The sequence below is a fragment of the Streptomyces sp. NPDC027672 genome (genome assembly GCF_055566335.1).
This window is the reverse complement of the sequence record NZ_JBVHSO010000001.1, coordinates 601,712-617,664: the sequence shown is the minus strand read 5'-3', so window position 1 is coordinate 617,664 and position 15,953 is coordinate 601,712. Positions and strand designations below refer to the sequence as shown.

The window sequence follows — 15,953 nt, the reverse complement described above, 5'->3', positions numbered from 1 at the left end:
GTACACCCCATGTCCCACTCGGAAGCGGACCCGGGCGCCACGCTCCGCCGGGTGCTCGCCGTGATCCCGGCGCGCGGCGGCTCCAAGGGCGTACCCGCGAAGAACCTCGCGCCGGTGGGCGGTGTCCCGCTGGTGGTCCGCGCGGTGCGCGAGTGCCGGGCGACCCGGCTGGTGACCGACGTCGTCGTCTCCACCGACGACCAGGCCATCGCCGCCGCCGCCCGCGAGGCCGGCGCCGAGGTCGTGCTGCGGCCCGCCGCGATCGCCGGGGACACCGCCACCTCGGAGGCCGCGGTCCTGCACGCCATGGACACCCACGAGGCGCTGCACGGCGCCCCGGTCGACGTGGTCCTGCTCGTGCAGTGCACCAGCCCCTTCCTGGTCCGGGAGGACATCGACGGGGTGGCCGCCGCGGTCGCCGAGAACGGCGCCGACACCGCCGTGACCGTCGCCCCCTTCCACGGCTTCGTGTGGCGCGAGCCGGACACCGGGGACGGGGGCGGGGCGGGCGTCAACCACGACAAGTCCTACCGCCCGCGCCGCCAGGACCGCCCCCAGGACTTCCTGGAGACCGGCGCCGCCTACGCGATGGACGCGGCCGGCTTCCGGGAGCACCGCCACCGCTTCTTCGGCCACACCGAGCTGGTCCGCACCGACCCGGCCCGGGTGCTGGAGATCGACGACCCGCACGACCTGGCCCGCGCCCGCGCCCTCGCGCCCCTCTTCGACGCGGACCGCCCCGGCGCGCTGCCGGCCGCGGACGACGTGGACGCGGTCGTACTCGACTTCGACGGCACCCAGACCGACGACCGGGTGCTGATCGACTCCGACGGACGGGAGTTCGTCGCCGTGCACCGCGGCGACGGACTCGGCATCGCCGCCCTGCGCAGGAGCGGCCTGAAGCTGCTGATCCTGTCCACGGAACAGAACCCGGTCGTCGCCGCCCGCGCACGGAAGCTGCGGATCCCCGTGCTGCACGGCATCGACCGGAAAGACCTCGCGCTGAAGCAGTGGTGCGAGGAGCAGGGCATCGCGCCGGAGCGCGTGCTCTACGTCGGCAACGACGTCAACGACCTCCCGTGCTTCGCCCTCGTCGGCTGGCCCGTGGCGGTCGCGAACGCCCACGACGTCGTACGCGGCGCCGCACGCGCGGTCACCACCGTCCCCGGCGGCGACGGCGCGATCCGGGAGATCGCCAGCTGGATCCTCGGCCCCTCTCTCGATTCCCTCCCCAAGTAAGGACACCCCCTGATGAGCACCCACTCCCGTCTGCGCGCCTTCGGTGAGCGCGAGGTCGGCCCCGGCCGCCCCGTCTACATCTGCGGCGAGATCGGCATCAACCACAACGGTGAGCTGGAGAACGCCTTCAAGCTGATCGACGTGGCCGCCGAGGCCGGCTGCGACGCCGTGAAGTTCCAGAAGCGCACGCCCGAGATCTGCACCCCCCGCGACCAGTGGGACATCGAGCGCGACACCCCCTGGGGCCGGATGACCTACATCGACTACCGCCACCGGGTGGAGTTCGGCGAGGACGAGTACCGCCGGATCGACGCCTACTGCAAGGAGAAGGGGATCGACTGGTTCGCCTCCCCGTGGGACACCGAGGCCGTCGCCTTCCTGGAGAAGTTCGACCTGCCGGCCCACAAGGTCGCGTCCGCGTCCCTGACCGACGACGAGCTGCTGCGGGCCCTGCGCTCCACCGGCCGCACGGTCATCCTCTCCACCGGCATGTCCACCCCGAAGCAGATCCGCCACGCGGTGGAGGTCCTGGGCAGCGACAACATCCTGCTCTGCCACGCCACCTCCACCTACCCGGCCAAGGCCGAGGAGCTGAACCTCCGCGTGATCAACACGCTGGAGAAGGAGTACCCGAACGTCCCGATCGGCTACTCCGGCCATGAGACCGGTCTGCAGACCACCCTCGCCGCGGTCGCGCTCGGGGCGACCTTCGTCGAGCGCCACATCACCCTGGACCGCGCCATGTGGGGCTCCGACCAGGCCGCTTCCGTGGAGCCGCAGGGCCTCACCCGCCTGGTCCGCGACATCCGCACCATCGAGGCCTCCCTCGGCGATGGCGTCAAGAAGGTCTACGACTCCGAGCTGGGCCCGATGAAGAAGCTGCGCCGGGTCGCCGGCGCCGTCGCCGAGGCGGAGATCGCCGCGGCGGCCGGCGAGCCGGTCTCGGTGTGAATCCGGTTCACTGACGACGGGACGGTCGTACGCCGATGAGCCCCCGCGCCGGTCAGGCCGGCCACCCTGCCCCCACGCTCGCCTTCGTGGAGAGCCCGGTACAACTGCTGAACGTACTGGAGTGGGCGCACCAGCACGGCCGACGCGCGCCCGCGGAGCCGGCCGGGACGGCCGGCCCGCCGGGCGGGGGCGGCGCGGCCGGCGCGGACACGGCCACGGCGTTCGTACCGGCCCCGGCCGGGCCCGCACCGGCCGGCCCCGCATCGGGCACGCCCGCGCCGGCCGGTCCCGGATCGGGTACGCCCGCGTCGGCCGGTCCCGGATCGGGTACGTCCGCGCCGGGGGTGCCCGCGTCCGGTACGCCTCTGCCGGTGATCCCCGCGCCGGGTACGCCCGTGCCAGGCATTCCCGCGCCGGGTACGCCCATGGCGGGTACATCCGCACCGGGGGTGCCCGCACCGGGTACGCCCGCGCCGGGTACATCCGTGCCGGAGGTGCCCGCCCCGGAGGGGCCCGTGCCGGGCGTGCCCGCGCAGGCCCGGCGGGCGGCGACCGAATCGGCGGCGGCCGGATCGGCGGGCGCCGCCCTCGACCTCACCGTGGTCGTCCTGTCCCCGACCGACCCCATGACCCGCGGCCAGTTGCGCCGGATGGCCGATCTGGCCCGGGACGAGGGGTACCGGGTGCGCTGGGAGGAGGCCCGGGGCGGTACGGCCGCGCCCTTCCAGACCATCGGCGGCCTCGCCGGCCCCCTGCGCCGGGCCGGCCGTATCGTCATGGGCGACCCGTTCTCCCGCTATGTGCAACTGCTGCTGACCATCACCCGGGCCCGTGACCTGGTCGTGGTCGACGACGGCACCGCGACGATGGAGTTCGTGGCCCAGCTCGCCCGCGGCGAACGCCTGGTCCGCTGGCACCGCAAGGGCGGCCGGCCCGGCGCACGGGACCTGCTCTTCGCCCCGGTCTCCTCCTCCGCCCGGCGCCGCCTCACCCCGAGCCGCCGCCGGCGCGTCGAGGTGTTCTCCTCCATGCCGGTGACCGAGATCCCGGACGGCGTCACGGTCACCGCCAACGACTTCGCCTGGACCCGCGCCCGCTTCGGCCCGCCGCGCGTCACCGAGGGCGCGGACCTGGTCGGCACCTCGCTGGTGGAGACCGGGGTGGTGGACGCCGACCACTATGTGGAGGCCGTCCGCGTCCTGGCCAGGGCCCACGGCGCGACCCGTTACTTCGCCCACCGCCGGGAGAGCACGGAGAAGCTGCACCGGCTGGCCGTCGAGACGGGCCTGGAGATAGTCCGCCCGGACCTCCCGCTGGAGCTGATCGCCCGGCGCGGGCCCGTGGGCCGCACCATCCTCAGCTTCCCCTCCACCGTCGTGCACACCCTCCCGCTGGCCCTGGCCGGCACGGGGGTGCGCGTGGCGGTCTGCGACATCGACCCGGCCTGGCTCACGGACACCGCCTCCCCGCGCGCCCAGGGCTTCCTGTCCGGCGTGACCGGAACGGCCCGCGACGTCCACCGCCTGGCGGCGGTGGGCCTGGCCTAGGGGCTCGCCGGGAGGGGCGGACGCGTCCCGGGTGACGCGTGGCGGGTCCGGTTACCGGACTTCCCGCGCGTGACTGGTGCGAAGCGTGGTATCCGTGGAAGGAGAAAAACAAGGGTTTTACCCACCACAGTCCGCAGCCATGCGTCCACCGGTCGGATTTTCGTCCCCTAACGGGCTGAACTTTTGCTGATCGAGGGGTAGTTGACCCGTGGGCGTCCTACCCTTCAGAGGGTGAAGCAATTGATGTCCCTAGAGTCCGAGGCCGGCCTCCCGGATGATGTCCTCCCCGGTGCGCTGAGCGAGTCCCTGCAGGCCGAACTCGTGGCCTTCCGCCGCGACTTGCACATGCACCCCGAGCTGGGCAACCAGGAGTTCCGTACCACTGCCGCGATCAAGGAGCGGCTGGAGCGGGCCGGGCTCAGGCCCCGCGTCCTGCGCACCGGGACCGGACTCGTCTGTGACATCGGGCTCGCGGAGGGTGAGCGTCCGGACGTGCCGCTGCTCGCGCTGCGCGCCGACATCGACGCCCTGCCCATCCCCGACGCCAAGACCGGGTGCCCGTACCGCTCGACCGTCCCGGACCGCGCGCACGCCTGCGGGCACGACGTGCACACCACCGTCGTCCTCGGCGCCGGACTGGTCCTCGCCGACCTGCACGCCAAGGGCCTGCTGACCCGGCCGGTGCGGCTGATCTTCCAGCCCGCCGAGGAGGTGCTGCCCGGCGGCGCCCTGGACGCCATCGAGGACGGCGCGCTGACCGACGTGGGCCGGATCCTCGCCGTGCACTGCGACCCCCGGGTGGAGGCCGGGCGGGTCGGCCTGCGGGCCGGGCCGATCACCAGCGCCTGCGACCGCCTGGAGATCGCGCTCGACGGCCCCGGCGGCCACACCGCCCGCCCGCACCTGACCACCGACCTGGTCACCGCCGCCGCCCGGGTCGCCGTCGACGTGCCCGCGGTGATCGCCCGCCGGGTCGACACCCGCGCCGGGCTCGCCCTCACCTGGGGCCGGATCGAGTCGGGCCACGCCCCGAACGTCGTACCGCAGCACGCGGAGCTGTCCGGGACCGTGCGCTGCCTGGACCTGGACGCCTGGCGGCAGGCCCCCGACATCGTGCACGCGGCCGTCGACGAGGTCGCCGCCCTGCACCGCGCCAAGTCCGAGATCACCTACCAGCGCGGGGTGCCGCCCGTCGTCAACGACCGGGAGTGCACCGACCTGCTCCGCCGGGCCATGATCGCCCGGCGCGGCATGGAGTCCGTCGACAGCACCGAGCAGAGCCTCGGCGGCGAGGACTTCTCCTGGTATCTGGAGCACGTGCCGGGCGCGCTGGCCCGGCTCGGCGTGCGCCGGCCCGGCGAGCACACGGTGCGCGATCTGCACCAGGGCGACTTCGACGCCGACGAGTACGCGATCACGGTGGGTGTCGAGCTGTTCACGGCCGCCGCCTTCCTGGACCCGACGGGCGCGCGGGACTGACCGGACGGCCCCGTCGGGGGCCGTTCCCTCCGCGGGCGCAACACGGAAGCAAGCCAATCGCACACGGTCCGCAACACGGCCGGTATATGCCCCGGAGTCCGAGTTCAGACAGTGTTTGCCTCGAATCGATAACGGCTTCCCGAGAGGGTTTTTTGCGACATCTACGCGCGTTACGATGCCGCGAAGCCGACGCCGACGGGGCGTCTCGGCCGGAGCACCGCGAAGGTGCTCACATCAAGCGCCGACATGGCGCTCAGGTCAGGTGAAGGAGCCTTCCCGTGCGCCGGGTAGCCAAGATCTCCGCTGCGTGTCTCGCGTCCGCAGCTCTCGCCGTGACTGCCACCGCCTGTGGCAGCACCTCCTCCGACAACAACGACGCCGGCTCGCCCTCCGCCGGCGGCGGCAAGGGTGTCAAGGTCGGTCTCGCCTTCGACGTCGGCGGCCGCGGCGACCGCTCCTTCAACGACTCCGCCGCGCGCGGTGCCGACAAGGCGAAGCAGGAGTTCGGCGGTGACATCAAGGAGCTGACCGCCAAGACCTCCGACACCGAGGCCGACCGCGAGCAGCGCCTGTCCGACCTGGCCGAGGCGGGCTACAACCCGGTCGTCGGCGTCGGCTACGCCTACGCGGCCTCCATGACGAAGGTCGCCGCGAAGTACCCGAAGACCAGCTTCGGTATCGTCGACTCGGTCGTCACCGGCACGAACGTCGACAGCATCACCTTCACCGAGGAGCAGGGCTCCTACCTGGCCGGTGTCGCCGCCGCGCTGAAGACCAAGGCGAAGCACGTCGGCTTCATCGGCGGTGTCGACGTCCCGCTGATCAAGAAGTTCGAGGCGGGCTACGTCCAGGGCGTCAAGGACACCGACCCGAAGATCAAGGTCGACACGCAGTACCTCTCCCACGGCTCGGACACCTCCGGCTTCGCCAGCCCCGACAAGGGCAAGGAGGCCGCGCAGGGCATGCTCGACAACGGCGCCGACGTCGTCTACACGGCGGCCGGCTCCTCCGGCAACGGCGCGATCGAGGCCGTCGCGGGCAAGAAGGGCGCCTGGGCCATCGGCGTGGACTCCGACCAGTACAACGTCCCGGGCCTGGCCAAGTACAAGAAGTCGATCCTGACCTCGATGGTCAAGAACGTCGACCTCGGTGTGTACGACTTCGTGAAGTCGGTCCGCGACGGCAAGCCGCTGTCCGGCACCAACACCTACTCGCTGGCGAAGGACGGCGTGAAGCTGTCCCCGAGCGGCGGCTTCATCGACGGCATCCAGGCCAAGCTGGACGCGGCGAAGAAGAAGATCGTCGACGGCTCCATCAAGGTCAAGACCACCCCGTGACCTGACGGGTCCCTCCGGACCCGGGCCCGGCGGAGGCCTCTCCCCAGCCCTCCGCCGGGCCATAACGATGTGTCAACTCTACGCGTGTAGCGCCGAGTTGCCGCGCTAGCGTCGCCGACGCCCAGCCCCCTCCCCGTCGCCCCTTTTCCCCGAGGAGAGTGCGCCATCAACGCGTCCAGCCCTCCCGCTGCCGTCGAACTGCGCGGCATCACCAAGCGTTTCCCCGGCGTCGTCGCCAACCGCGACATCGACATCACGGTCCGCACGGGCACCGTCCACGCCCTGTGCGGCGAGAACGGCGCCGGCAAGTCCACCCTGATGAAGATCCTCTACGGCATGCAGCAGCCGGACGAGGGCACCATCACGGTGGCCGGCGAGCAGGTCGTCCTGAACAACCCCGGCGACGCCATCGCCCGCGGCATCGGCATGGTGCACCAGCACTTCATGCTCGCCGACAACCTCACCGTGCTGGAGAACGTCGTCCTCGGCGCGGAGAAGCTGCACGGCATCGGGGGCAGGGCCCGCGCCCGGATCAAGGAGATCTCGGACGCCTACAGCCTGAACGTCCGGCCCGACGTCCTCGTGGAGGAGCTGGGCGTCGCCGACCGCCAGCGCGTGGAGATCCTCAAGGTCCTCTACCGCGGCGCCAAAACCCTCATCCTCGACGAGCCGACCGCGGTGCTCGTGCCGCAGGAGGTCGACGCGCTCTTCGACAACCTGCGCGAGCTGAAGGCCGAGGGCCTGACCGTCATCTTCATCTCGCACAAGCTGGGCGAGGTGCTGTCGGTCGCCGACGAGATCACCGTCATCCGGCGCGGCACCACCGTCGGCACGGTCGAGCCGCGGGGCACCACACCCCGGCAGCTCGCCGAGCTGATGGTCGGCAGCGAGCTGCCCACCCCGGAGACCGAGGAGTCCACCGTCACGGACGTCCCGATGCTGGAGCTGGCCGGACTGCACCTGACGCAGACCGGCCTCGACGGCGTCGAGCGGATCATCCTGGACGAGATCTCCTTCACCATCCACCAGGGCGAGGTCCTCGGCATCGCCGGCGTGGAGGGCAACGGCCAGTCCGAGCTGGTCGAGGCGATCATGGGCATGCGGCAGCCCGACGCCGGCGTCATCACGCTCGACGGCACCGACATCTCCCACGCCGCCACCCGCGACCGCCGCGAGTCCGGCATCGGCTACATCCCCGAGGACCGCCACCGCCACGGCCTGCTCCTGGAAGCACCGCTGTGGGAGAACCGCATCCTCGGCCACGTCACCGAGAAGCCCAACTCGCGCGGCGGACTCCTCGACATCAAGGCGGCCCGCGCCGACACCGAGCGGATCGTCCGGGCGTACGACGTGCGCACACCCGGCATCGACGTGACCGCGGCCTCGCTGTCCGGCGGCAACCAGCAGAAGCTGATCGTCGGCCGCGAGATGAGCCACCGCCCCAAGCTGCTCATCGCCGCCCACCCCACCCGCGGCGTGGACGTCGGCGCCCAGGCGGCCATCTGGGACCACATCCGCGAGGCCCGCCGCGAGGGCCTGGCCGTACTGCTGATCTCCGCCGACCTGGACGAGCTGATCGGCCTCTCCGACACCCTGCGGGTGATGTACCGGGGCCGTCTGGTCGCCGACGCCGACCCCGCCACCATCACCCCCGAAGAGCTGGGCTCCGCCATGACCGGTGCGGCCACCGGCCACCTGGAGCACACAGAGGACGACGCGCGATGAACAAGCTGACCTCACGGATCGACAAGGAGCGGCTGCTCCTCGGCATCGCCGCGCCGCTGCTGGCCGTCGTCGCCGCGCTCGTCGTCACCGCCCTGGTGATCGCCGCGACCGGCAAGAACCCCGGCTCCGCGTTCAGCGACATGATGACCTACGGCTTCGCCAGCGACAGCCAGGTCTACATCCTGAACAAGGCGACCACGTACTACCTCGCGGGTGTCGCGGTGGCCGTCGGCTTCCGCATGAACCTGTTCAACATCGGTGTCGACGGCCAGTACCGGCTCGCCGCGTTCATCGCCGCCGTCCTCGGCGGCGCGCTGACCGTGCCCGGCTGGATCGCCATACCCCTGATCATGATCTGCGCCATGGCGACCGGCGCCCTGTGGGCGGCCATCGCCGGCGTCCTGAAGGTGACCCGCGGGGTCAGCGAGGTCATCGCGACCATCATGCTGAACTCCATCGCCACCGCGATCATCGGCTATCTGCTCCAGCCGGAGCGCCTCGGCGAACTCCAGCAGGGCGGCACCCTCGTCTCCACCAAGCCGCTGCCGGCGTCCTCGTTCTTCTTCAGCATCGACACCGGCCCGGCCGGTGTGCTCGACGGCTTCATCGTCGTCGCCGTGATCGTCGGCCTCGCCTACTGGTTCGTCCTCGGCCGCACCCGGTTCGGCTTCAACCTGCGCACCGTCGGCCAGTCCGAGAGCGCCGCCGCCGCGAGCGGTGTGTCGGTGAAGAAGATGGTCGCCACCAGCATGATCATCTCGGGTGCGGTGGCCGGTCTGATCGGCATGCCCACGCTGCTGAACGAGAGCCACCAGTACGACAACAGCTTCCCCACCGGCATCGGCTTCACCGGCATCGCCATCGCGCTGCTCGGCCGCAACAACCCGGTCGGCATCGCGCTCGGCGCCCTGCTGTGGGGCTTCCTGGAGCGCACCACCAACCACCTGGAGTTCCAGGGCTACGACAAGGAGATCCTCGGCGTGATCCAGGGCGTCATCGTCCTGTGCGTCGTGATCGCCTACGAGGTCGTCCGACGCTACGGCCTCAAGCGCCAGCAGCAGCGGGTCGGCGCGGAACTCGCCGCCCAGGCCGCCGCCCCGACGAAGAAGCAGGAGGTGGCGTGATGACTGCCACGATGACCGAAGCGCCGCCGCCCGCGGCGCCCAAGGCACCGGACGCGTCCCGGCGCACGGGCCGCTCGCCCGGCCTGATCCTGATGATCGTCGCCGGTGCCCTGCTGCTCGTCGCGGCCGTCCGCATGATCACCGGCGCCGAGCAGCTCGACTCGGCCGGACAGGTCGCCGCCGCGCTCGGCCTCGCCGTGCCGATCGGCCTCGCCGGACTCGCGGGCCTGTGGTCCGAGCGGGCCGGCGTGGTCAACATCGGCCTCGAAGGCATGATGATCCTCGGCACCTTCGGCGCCGGCTGGGTCGGCTGGCAGTCCAGCCCCTGGCTCGGCCTGCTGTGCGGCATCGGCTTCGGCGTCCTCGGCGGCCTGGTGCACGCCGTCGCCACCGTCACCTTCGGCGTCGACCACATCGTCTCCGGTGTCGCCGTCAACCTGCTCGCGCTCGGCGCCACCCAGTACCTCGCCAAGCTGTTCTTCGCCGACGGCAAGGCCGCGGAGGCGGGCGGCAACCCCAAGCAGTCGCCGCCCGCGGACACGCTGCCCGACATCACCGTCCCCGGCCTGTCCGACGGCCTCGCCTCGATCGAGAAGCACCACTGGTTCCTGGTCTCCGACCTGGCCGGCATCATCGGCGGCCTGGTCACCCACCTGTCCGTGATCACGGTCCTGGCCGTGGTGCTGTTCGCCGGAAGCTGGTGGCTGCTGTGGCGCACCCCGTTCGGGCTGCGGCTGCGCTCCTGCGGTGAGAACCCGGTCGCCGCGGAGTCCCTCGGCGTCAACGTCTACCGGTACAAGTACGCGGCCGTGGCCGTCTCCGGCGGTCTCGCCGGCCTCGGCGGCGCGTTCCTCGCCCTGGTCACCTCGCACACCTACCTGGAGAACCAGACCGGAGGCCGCGGCTACATCGGTCTCGCCGCCATGATCTTCGGCAACTGGCGGCCCGGCGGGCTGGCCATGGGCGCGGGCCTCTTCGGCTACTCCGACGCCCTCCAGCTCCGCAACGGCGGCGTCACCGTGCACGCCCTGCTGCTCCTGCTGGTCGTCCTGCTCGCGCTGCTGGCCGGCTGGAAGCTGTACCAGAAGGCCGTCGTGCAGGGCGTGGTCAGCGCCGTCATGGCCGCGCTGGTCCTGGTCTGGTACCTGGTCACCGACGAGGTCCCCAGCGACTTCGTGGGCGCCACGCCGTACGTCGTCACGCTGCTCGTGCTGTCGCTGTCCGCGCAGCGCCTGCGGATGCCGAAGGCGGACGGCATGCGCTACCGGAAGGGCCAGGGCAAGTGACCGGGGAAGCCGACGCGTTCGACTGGGAGGCGCTGCGCGCCGAGGCCCGCGAGGCCATGGCCCACGCCTACGCCCCCTACTCGGGCTACCCGGTCGGCGTGGCCGCCCTGGTCGACGACGGCCGCACGGTCACCGGCTGCAACGTCGAGAACGCCTCCTACGGCATCGGCCTGTGCGCCGAGTGCGGCCTGGTCTCCCAGCTCCAGCGCACGGGCGGCGGCCGGCTGACGCACTTCACCTGCGTCGACGGCACCGGCGCCCTGCTCGTCCCGTGCGGCCGCTGCCGCCAGCTCCTCTACGAGTTCGGCGGCCCCGGTCTGCTCCTGGACACCCCCGCGGGCGTCCTGACGCTCGCCGAGATGCTGCCCCAGGCCTTCGGCCCGGACCATCTCACCCGTTAAGGCCGTACGGCCCCCCTGCCCCACCGGCAGGGGGGCCGCGCACTTCGCACCTCCCGGAAGGAAGCCCCAGCCATGGCCATGGACGCCATCTCCGTCATCCGCACCAAGCGGGACCGCGGCGAGCTGACCGACGAGCAGATCGACTGGGTCATCGACGCGTACACCCGCGGCGAGGTCGCCGACGAGCAGATGTCCGCGCTCGCCATGGCGATCCTGCTCAACGGCATGAACCGCCGCGAGATCGCCCGCTGGACCGCGGCCATGATCGCCTCCGGCGAGCGCATGGACTTCTCCTCGCTGTCCCGGCCGACCGCCGACAAGCACTCCACCGGCGGCGTCGGCGACAAGATCACCCTGCCGCTCGCGCCCCTCGTGGCCGCGTGCGGCGCCGCCGTGCCGCAGCTCTCCGGCCGCGGCCTCGGCCACACCGGCGGCACCCTGGACAAGCTGGAGTCGATCCCCGGCTGGCGTGCCCTGCTCTCCAACGAGGAGATGCTGCACGTCCTCGACACCACCGGCGCGGTGATCTGCGCGGCGGGCGACGGCCTGGCCCCCGCCGACAAGAAGCTGTACGCGCTGCGGGACGTCACCGGCACGGTCGAGGCCATCCCGCTGATCGCCTCCTCGATCATGTCCAAGAAGATCGCCGAGGGCACCGGCTCCCTGGTCCTGGACGTGAAGGTGGGCACCGGCGCCTTCATGAAGACGATCGAGGACGCCCGCGAGCTGGCGTCCACCATGGTCGGCCTCGGCACCGACCACGGCGTGCGGACGGTCGCGCTGCTCACCGACATGGCGACCCCGCTGGGCCGCACGGCGGGCAACGCGCTGGAGGTCCGCGAGTCGGTGGAGGTCCTGGCGGGCGGCGGCCCGGCGGATGTGGTGGAGCTGACGATCGCCCTGGCCCGGGAGATGCTGGAGGCCGCCGGGATCAAGGACGCCGACCCGGCGAAGGCGCTGGCCGACGGCTCGGCGATGGACGTCTGGCGCCGCATGATCGCGGCCCAGGGCGGCGACCCGGACGCCGCGCTGCCCACGTCGAAGGAACAGCACGTCGTCAAGGCCCCGGCCACCGGTGTCCTCACCCGCCTCGACGCCTACGACATCGGCATCGCCGCCTGGCGGCTGGGCGCCGGCCGCGCCCGCAAGGAGGACCCGGTGCAGGCGGCGGCGGGCGTCGAACTGCACGCCAAGCCGGGCGAGACGGTGACCGAGGGCCAGCCCCTGCTGACCCTGCACACCGACACCCCCGACCGCTTCGCCTACGCCCTGGAAGCGGTGACGGGCTCCTACGACATCGCACCCCCGGGAACCCCGTTCACGCCCACCCCGGTGGTCCTGGAGCGCATCGCCTGACCAGCGAATTCCCCGTTCGGGTGAAGGGGAGCGGTGGACCCCCGCCGCTCCCCTTCGGCATGCTGGTATCGGTGACGCACCGATAGGAGACCGCCATGAGCGCACTCACCGTCAGCCACGACCCCGAGCAGAGCTGGGACGACCTCGTCCGGTTCTGGGAGGAGATGGAATGGCCTGAGGGCAGCAAGGTGGAGATCATCGAGGGGATCGTCACCGTGTCACCTGCTCCCGCGTCCCGCCACAACGTGATCGCGGAACGCATTCAGCGTCGCCTCTACTCAGTCGTCCCCGAGGACTGGGGGATCTTCCAGACCCAGGCCATCGCCGTGCCGTCGCGGCTGGGCATGCTCATCCCGGACCTGCTGGTGGCTCCGGTGCGGGAATGCGCTCAGACGGACTCCCACCTGCCCGCCGCCCTGGCCGGACTCGTCGTCGAGGTGACCTCCAAGTCCAACGCCCGCCATGACCGCGTTGCCAAGCCGGCCGCCTACGCCACCGCCGGTATCCCGCTCTACCTCCTGGTCGACCGCTGGGCCCCCGGAGGCCCCACCGCGACGCTGTACGGCGAGCCGAAGGGCGAGGTGTACCGGGTGCTGAGCGCGGTGAAGTTCGGCGACCCGATCAAGCTGCCGGACCCGTTCGGTATCACCATCGACACTGGGGAGTTTCCCGTCGACTGAGCCGGTACGACCGGGCGCGGCCCGGCGGAAGCGTTGCCCGGGTGCCCGGGTGCCCGGGGCGGCGGGGTGGGGCGATGAGTTCCGGGGGTGTCGGCGGTCTAACCGCGTGTGGATGCCAAGACGCCCGCCGTGCTCGTCGTGCCCGGGACCGTCCGCCGGGAGGAGGTGCCGGCGCTGTGTGCCGCCGTGCGGACACTGCTGCGGGACAGCGGGGCCGGGGTGGTCGTGTGCGACGTGGGCGGGCTGGGACCGCCGGACCTCGCGGCCGTCGACCTGCTCGCCCGGCTGGAGCTGGCCGCCCGCCGGGCCGGCGGGCGGATACGGCTGCGCGGCGCCGGCCCCGCGCTAGGCGCCCTGCTCGGCCTCGTCGGCCTCCGCTTCGAGACGGAGGGGCAGGTCGAAGAGCGGGAACCAGCGCGGGGTGTCGAGGAAGAAGTGGAAACCGGTGATCCGGCCGGCTGAGATCTCCAGCACCTGCACCGCCCACGGCGTGAACCCGCCGTTGTCCGGGTCCGGCTTGTAGTGCGCGAACCCCGGCAGCCCGTTGGCCCGCACCGGCAGCAGCCGGGACCCGGCGCACGAGGCGCCGAAGGTGGTCATGAAGCCGGTGATGTCGGCAGTGCCGCGCAGCCACAGGTCGAACGGCGGCATCGTCATGATGGCGTCCTCGTGCAGCAGCGCCGTCAGCGCCGTCATGTCATAGCCCTCGAACGCCTTGACGTACCGCTCCAGCAGCTTGCGCTGCTCCTCGTCCAGCGGATCGGACACCGCCCCCTCCGCGCCCGCGTCCGCCCGCTCCGCGAGCGTCGCCCGGGCCCGCTGCAGCGCGCTGTTCACCGAGGCCACCGAGGTGCCCAGCAGCTCGGCCACCTCGCTCGCCTTCCAGGCCAGCACCTCCCGCAGGATCAGCACCGCCCGCTGTTTGGGCGGCAGTTGCTGGAGGGCCGCCATGAAGGCGAGCCGCACCGACTCCTTGGCGACCGCCGCCTCCGCCGGGTCCGCGACGGCCGGCAGCACCCGCGCGTCCGGCATCGGCTCCAGCCAGGTGTGGTCCGGGCGCGGGGACAGCGCCGCCCGGGCGAGCGGGGTCGACTCCGTCAGGTCCATCGGCCGCGCCCGCTTGCTGCCGGCCGACAGCATGTCCAGGCACACGTTCGTCGCGATCCGGTACAGCCACGACCGCAGCGAGGAGCGGCCCTCGAACTTGTCGTAGCTCCGCCAGGCCCGCACCAGGGTGTCCTGCACCGCGTCCTCGGCCTCGAAGGAGGAACCGAGCATCCGGTAGCAGTACCCGGTCAGCTCGGTCCGGTGCTTCTCCAGTACGACGTCCAGGTCCGCCGTCGCCGTTCCGTTCCCCATCGTCCACCCACCCCTGCGGCCGTTCCCGGCGCACCGTCGCGCCCCAGCACCTTGGAAGCTACCGCAGGCCACTGACAAGGGCGCCCGAAGTCGTCGAACGCACAGGTGGGATGGGGTGCGAGGAGAGGGTCAGTACGAGGCCCCGGTCACCGGGGGACGGGCGCGGAGGACGCGGTCACCGCGCCTCGGCCACCTGCGGCCCGCGGGCCGCCGCCCGGGCCGCCCGGGAACCGAGCACCGTGATGGCGACGACGCCGAGGACCGCCAGCAGTCCGACACCGACCGTGCCCGCCCAGCCGCCGGCGTGGAAGGCCAGCGCGCCCACCGTGCTGCCCGCGCTGGAGCCGATGTAGTACGCGGACTGGTACAGCGCCGACGCCTGGGCCCGGCCGTGCGCGGCCGTCTTGCCGACCGCCGAGGAGGCGACCGCGTGCCCGGCGAAGAAACCCGCCGTGATCAGCACCAGGCCCAGCAGGACCAGCGGCAGCGTGGCGGCCAGGGACAGCACCAGGCCCGCCGCCGTCGTACCGCCCGCCAGGTACAGCGCGCCCCGGCGGCCGAACCGGCCCACCAGCCGGCCCGCGGTGGAGGCGGAGACCGTGCCCACCAGATAGACCAGGAAGATGGAGCCCACGATGCCCTGCGGCAGCCCGAACGGCGCCGCCGTCAGCCGGTAGCCGATCACCGTGTAGACACCGCCGAACACGGTCATGAACAGCGCGCCGATCGCGTACAGGCGGCGCAGCAGCGGGTCGGAGAGGTGCCCGCGGACCGTGCCGAGCAGTACGCGGGGCCGCAGCGAGCCGGGCGTGAAGTGCCGCGGCGCGGGCAGCAGCAGCCGGAACGCCACCGCGCACACCACCGCGAGCGCCCCGATGACGCCCACCGAGACCCGCCAGCCCCACTCCTGCGCGACCCAGCCGGTGATCACCCGGCCGCTCATCCCGCCGACGCTGTTGCCCGCCACGAACAGTCCGATGGCCGTGACCAGCGCCTTCGGCCGTACCTCCTCCGCCAGGTACGCCGTCGCCGAGGCCGGCAGACCGGCCAGCGCCGCGCCCTGCACACCGCGCAGCACCACCAGCGCGCCGATCGACGGGGCGAACGGCACCAGCATGCCGACCGTGACGGCGACGGCCAGCGAGGCGGTCATCACCGTACGGCGGCCGAAGCGCTCCGACAGCGCGCTCATCGGCAGCACGAACAGGGCCAGCCCGCCGGTCGCGGCCGCCACGGTCCAGCTCGCCCGGCCCGCCGCGACCCCGAACTCGCCGGAGATCAGCGGCAGCAGGGCCTGGGTGGAGTACAGCAGGGCGAAGGTCGCGACCCCGGCGAGGAAGAGGGCGAAGCTCATCCGGCGGTAGCCGGGGCCGCCCGGGGTCATCCGGGAGTCGGAGTCGGAGGCAGGGACGGAGGAGACGGCGCCCACGCTGATGGACGCCCCGGTACTGGCGGGAGACATGCCTCGA

The 15,953-nt window shown here is 72.3% G+C and carries 14 protein-coding genes; 12 read left to right on the top strand and 2 right to left on the bottom strand.

The features are described 5' to 3' along the window. The first annotated feature begins 9 nt into the window (after positions 1–9). The 12 genes from ACZ4SV_RS02750 (at position 10) to ACZ4SV_RS02695 (ending at position 13,587) form a co-directional block, all read left to right on the top strand. Positions 10–1,239: an N-acylneuraminate cytidylyltransferase gene (locus ACZ4SV_RS02750; protein ID WP_365883211.1), complete on the top strand. Its 1,230-nt coding sequence runs from the start codon at positions 10–12 to the stop codon at positions 1,237–1,239. A gap of 12 nt (positions 1,240–1,251) precedes the next feature. Then, entirely contained in the window at positions 1,252–2,190 is a 939-nt protein-coding gene (locus ACZ4SV_RS02745; RefSeq protein WP_365883210.1) for an N-acetylneuraminate synthase family protein, read from the top strand. Between the two features lie 425 nt (positions 2,191–2,615). Then, on the top strand, positions 2,616–3,737 hold the full coding sequence (locus tag ACZ4SV_RS02740) for a hypothetical protein (protein WP_468000854.1): 1,122 nt from the start codon (positions 2,616–2,618) through the stop codon (positions 3,735–3,737). Between the two features lie 243 nt (positions 3,738–3,980). Further along, complete coding sequence (locus ACZ4SV_RS02735) at positions 3,981–5,216, top strand: amidohydrolase (RefSeq protein WP_468001308.1); 1,236 nt, start codon at positions 3,981–3,983, stop codon at positions 5,214–5,216. Between the two features lie 278 nt (positions 5,217–5,494). Then, on the top strand, positions 5,495–6,553 hold the full coding sequence (locus ACZ4SV_RS02730) for a BMP family lipoprotein (protein ID WP_365883657.1): 1,059 nt from the start codon (positions 5,495–5,497) through the stop codon (positions 6,551–6,553). 165 nt (positions 6,554–6,718) lie between these two features. Continuing rightward, positions 6,719–8,278 carry an ABC transporter ATP-binding protein gene (locus ACZ4SV_RS02725; RefSeq protein WP_468001306.1) on the top strand — a complete coding sequence of 520 codons (1,560 nt, stop codon included), beginning with the start codon at positions 6,719–6,721 and terminating at the stop codon, positions 8,276–8,278. Next, positions 8,275–9,402, top strand: a complete 1,128-nt coding sequence (locus ACZ4SV_RS02720) for an ABC transporter permease (protein WP_365880224.1) — start codon at positions 8,275–8,277, stop codon at positions 9,400–9,402. Before ACZ4SV_RS02725 ends, ACZ4SV_RS02720 begins: the two co-directional genes overlap by 4 nt. Continuing rightward, positions 9,402–10,688, top strand: a complete 1,287-nt coding sequence (locus ACZ4SV_RS02715) for an ABC transporter permease (RefSeq protein ID WP_468000852.1) — start codon at positions 9,402–9,404, stop codon at positions 10,686–10,688. Before ACZ4SV_RS02720 ends, ACZ4SV_RS02715 begins: the two co-directional genes overlap by 1 nt. Then, positions 10,685–11,089, top strand: coding sequence for a cytidine deaminase (locus tag ACZ4SV_RS02710; protein ID WP_365880228.1), 405 nt, complete (start codon positions 10,685–10,687; stop codon positions 11,087–11,089). The genes ACZ4SV_RS02715 and ACZ4SV_RS02710 overlap by 4 nt, the downstream gene beginning before the upstream one ends. A 78-nt stretch (positions 11,090–11,167) precedes the next feature. Next, positions 11,168–12,445 carry a thymidine phosphorylase gene (locus ACZ4SV_RS02705; RefSeq protein WP_468001304.1) on the top strand — a complete coding sequence of 426 codons (1,278 nt, stop codon included), beginning with the start codon at positions 11,168–11,170 and terminating at the stop codon, positions 12,443–12,445. A gap of 95 nt (positions 12,446–12,540) precedes the next feature. After that, on the top strand, positions 12,541–13,125 hold the full coding sequence (locus ACZ4SV_RS02700) for a Uma2 family endonuclease (protein WP_468000850.1): 585 nt from the start codon (positions 12,541–12,543) through the stop codon (positions 13,123–13,125). Positions 13,126–13,233: 108 nt separating this feature from the next. After that, positions 13,234–13,587, top strand: coding sequence for an STAS domain-containing protein (locus ACZ4SV_RS02695; RefSeq protein WP_365880230.1), 354 nt, complete (start codon positions 13,234–13,236; stop codon positions 13,585–13,587). Here ACZ4SV_RS02695 and ACZ4SV_RS02690 read toward each other — a convergent pair. Continuing rightward, complete coding sequence (locus ACZ4SV_RS02690) at positions 13,471–14,484, bottom strand: sigma-70 family RNA polymerase sigma factor (protein WP_365880232.1); 1,014 nt, start codon at positions 14,482–14,484, stop codon at positions 13,471–13,473. The genes ACZ4SV_RS02695 and ACZ4SV_RS02690 overlap by 117 nt on opposite strands. 175 nt (positions 14,485–14,659) lie before the next feature. Beyond that, complete coding sequence (locus tag ACZ4SV_RS02685; protein ID WP_468000847.1) at positions 14,660–15,946, bottom strand: MFS transporter; 1,287 nt, start codon at positions 15,944–15,946, stop codon at positions 14,660–14,662. Between the last annotated feature and the right edge of the window lie 7 nt (positions 15,947–15,953).

Coding starts and splice junctions, on each gene's coding strand:
- ACZ4SV_RS02715 (WP_468000852.1), top strand. CDS start 9,402: ATGACTGCCACGATGACCGAAGCGCCGCCGCCCGCGGCGCCCAAGGCA.
- ACZ4SV_RS02740 (WP_468000854.1), top strand. CDS start 2,616: ATGGCGGGTACATCCGCACCGGGGGTGCCCGCACCGGGTACGCCCGCG.
- ACZ4SV_RS02735 (WP_468001308.1), top strand. CDS start 3,981: ATGTCCCTAGAGTCCGAGGCCGGCCTCCCGGATGATGTCCTCCCCGGT.
- ACZ4SV_RS02745 (WP_365883210.1), top strand. CDS start 1,252: ATGAGCACCCACTCCCGTCTGCGCGCCTTCGGTGAGCGCGAGGTCGGC.
- ACZ4SV_RS02685 (WP_468000847.1), bottom strand. CDS start 15,946: ATGTCTCCCGCCAGTACCGGGGCGTCCATCAGCGTGGGCGCCGTCTCC.
- ACZ4SV_RS02690 (WP_365880232.1), bottom strand. CDS start 14,484: ATGGGGAACGGAACGGCGACGGCGGACCTGGACGTCGTACTGGAGAAG.
- ACZ4SV_RS02700 (WP_468000850.1), top strand. CDS start 12,541: ATGAGCGCACTCACCGTCAGCCACGACCCCGAGCAGAGCTGGGACGAC.
- ACZ4SV_RS02750 (WP_365883211.1), top strand. CDS start 10: ATGTCCCACTCGGAAGCGGACCCGGGCGCCACGCTCCGCCGGGTGCTC.
- ACZ4SV_RS02705 (WP_468001304.1), top strand. CDS start 11,168: ATGGACGCCATCTCCGTCATCCGCACCAAGCGGGACCGCGGCGAGCTG.
- ACZ4SV_RS02720 (WP_365880224.1), top strand. CDS start 8,275: ATGAACAAGCTGACCTCACGGATCGACAAGGAGCGGCTGCTCCTCGGC.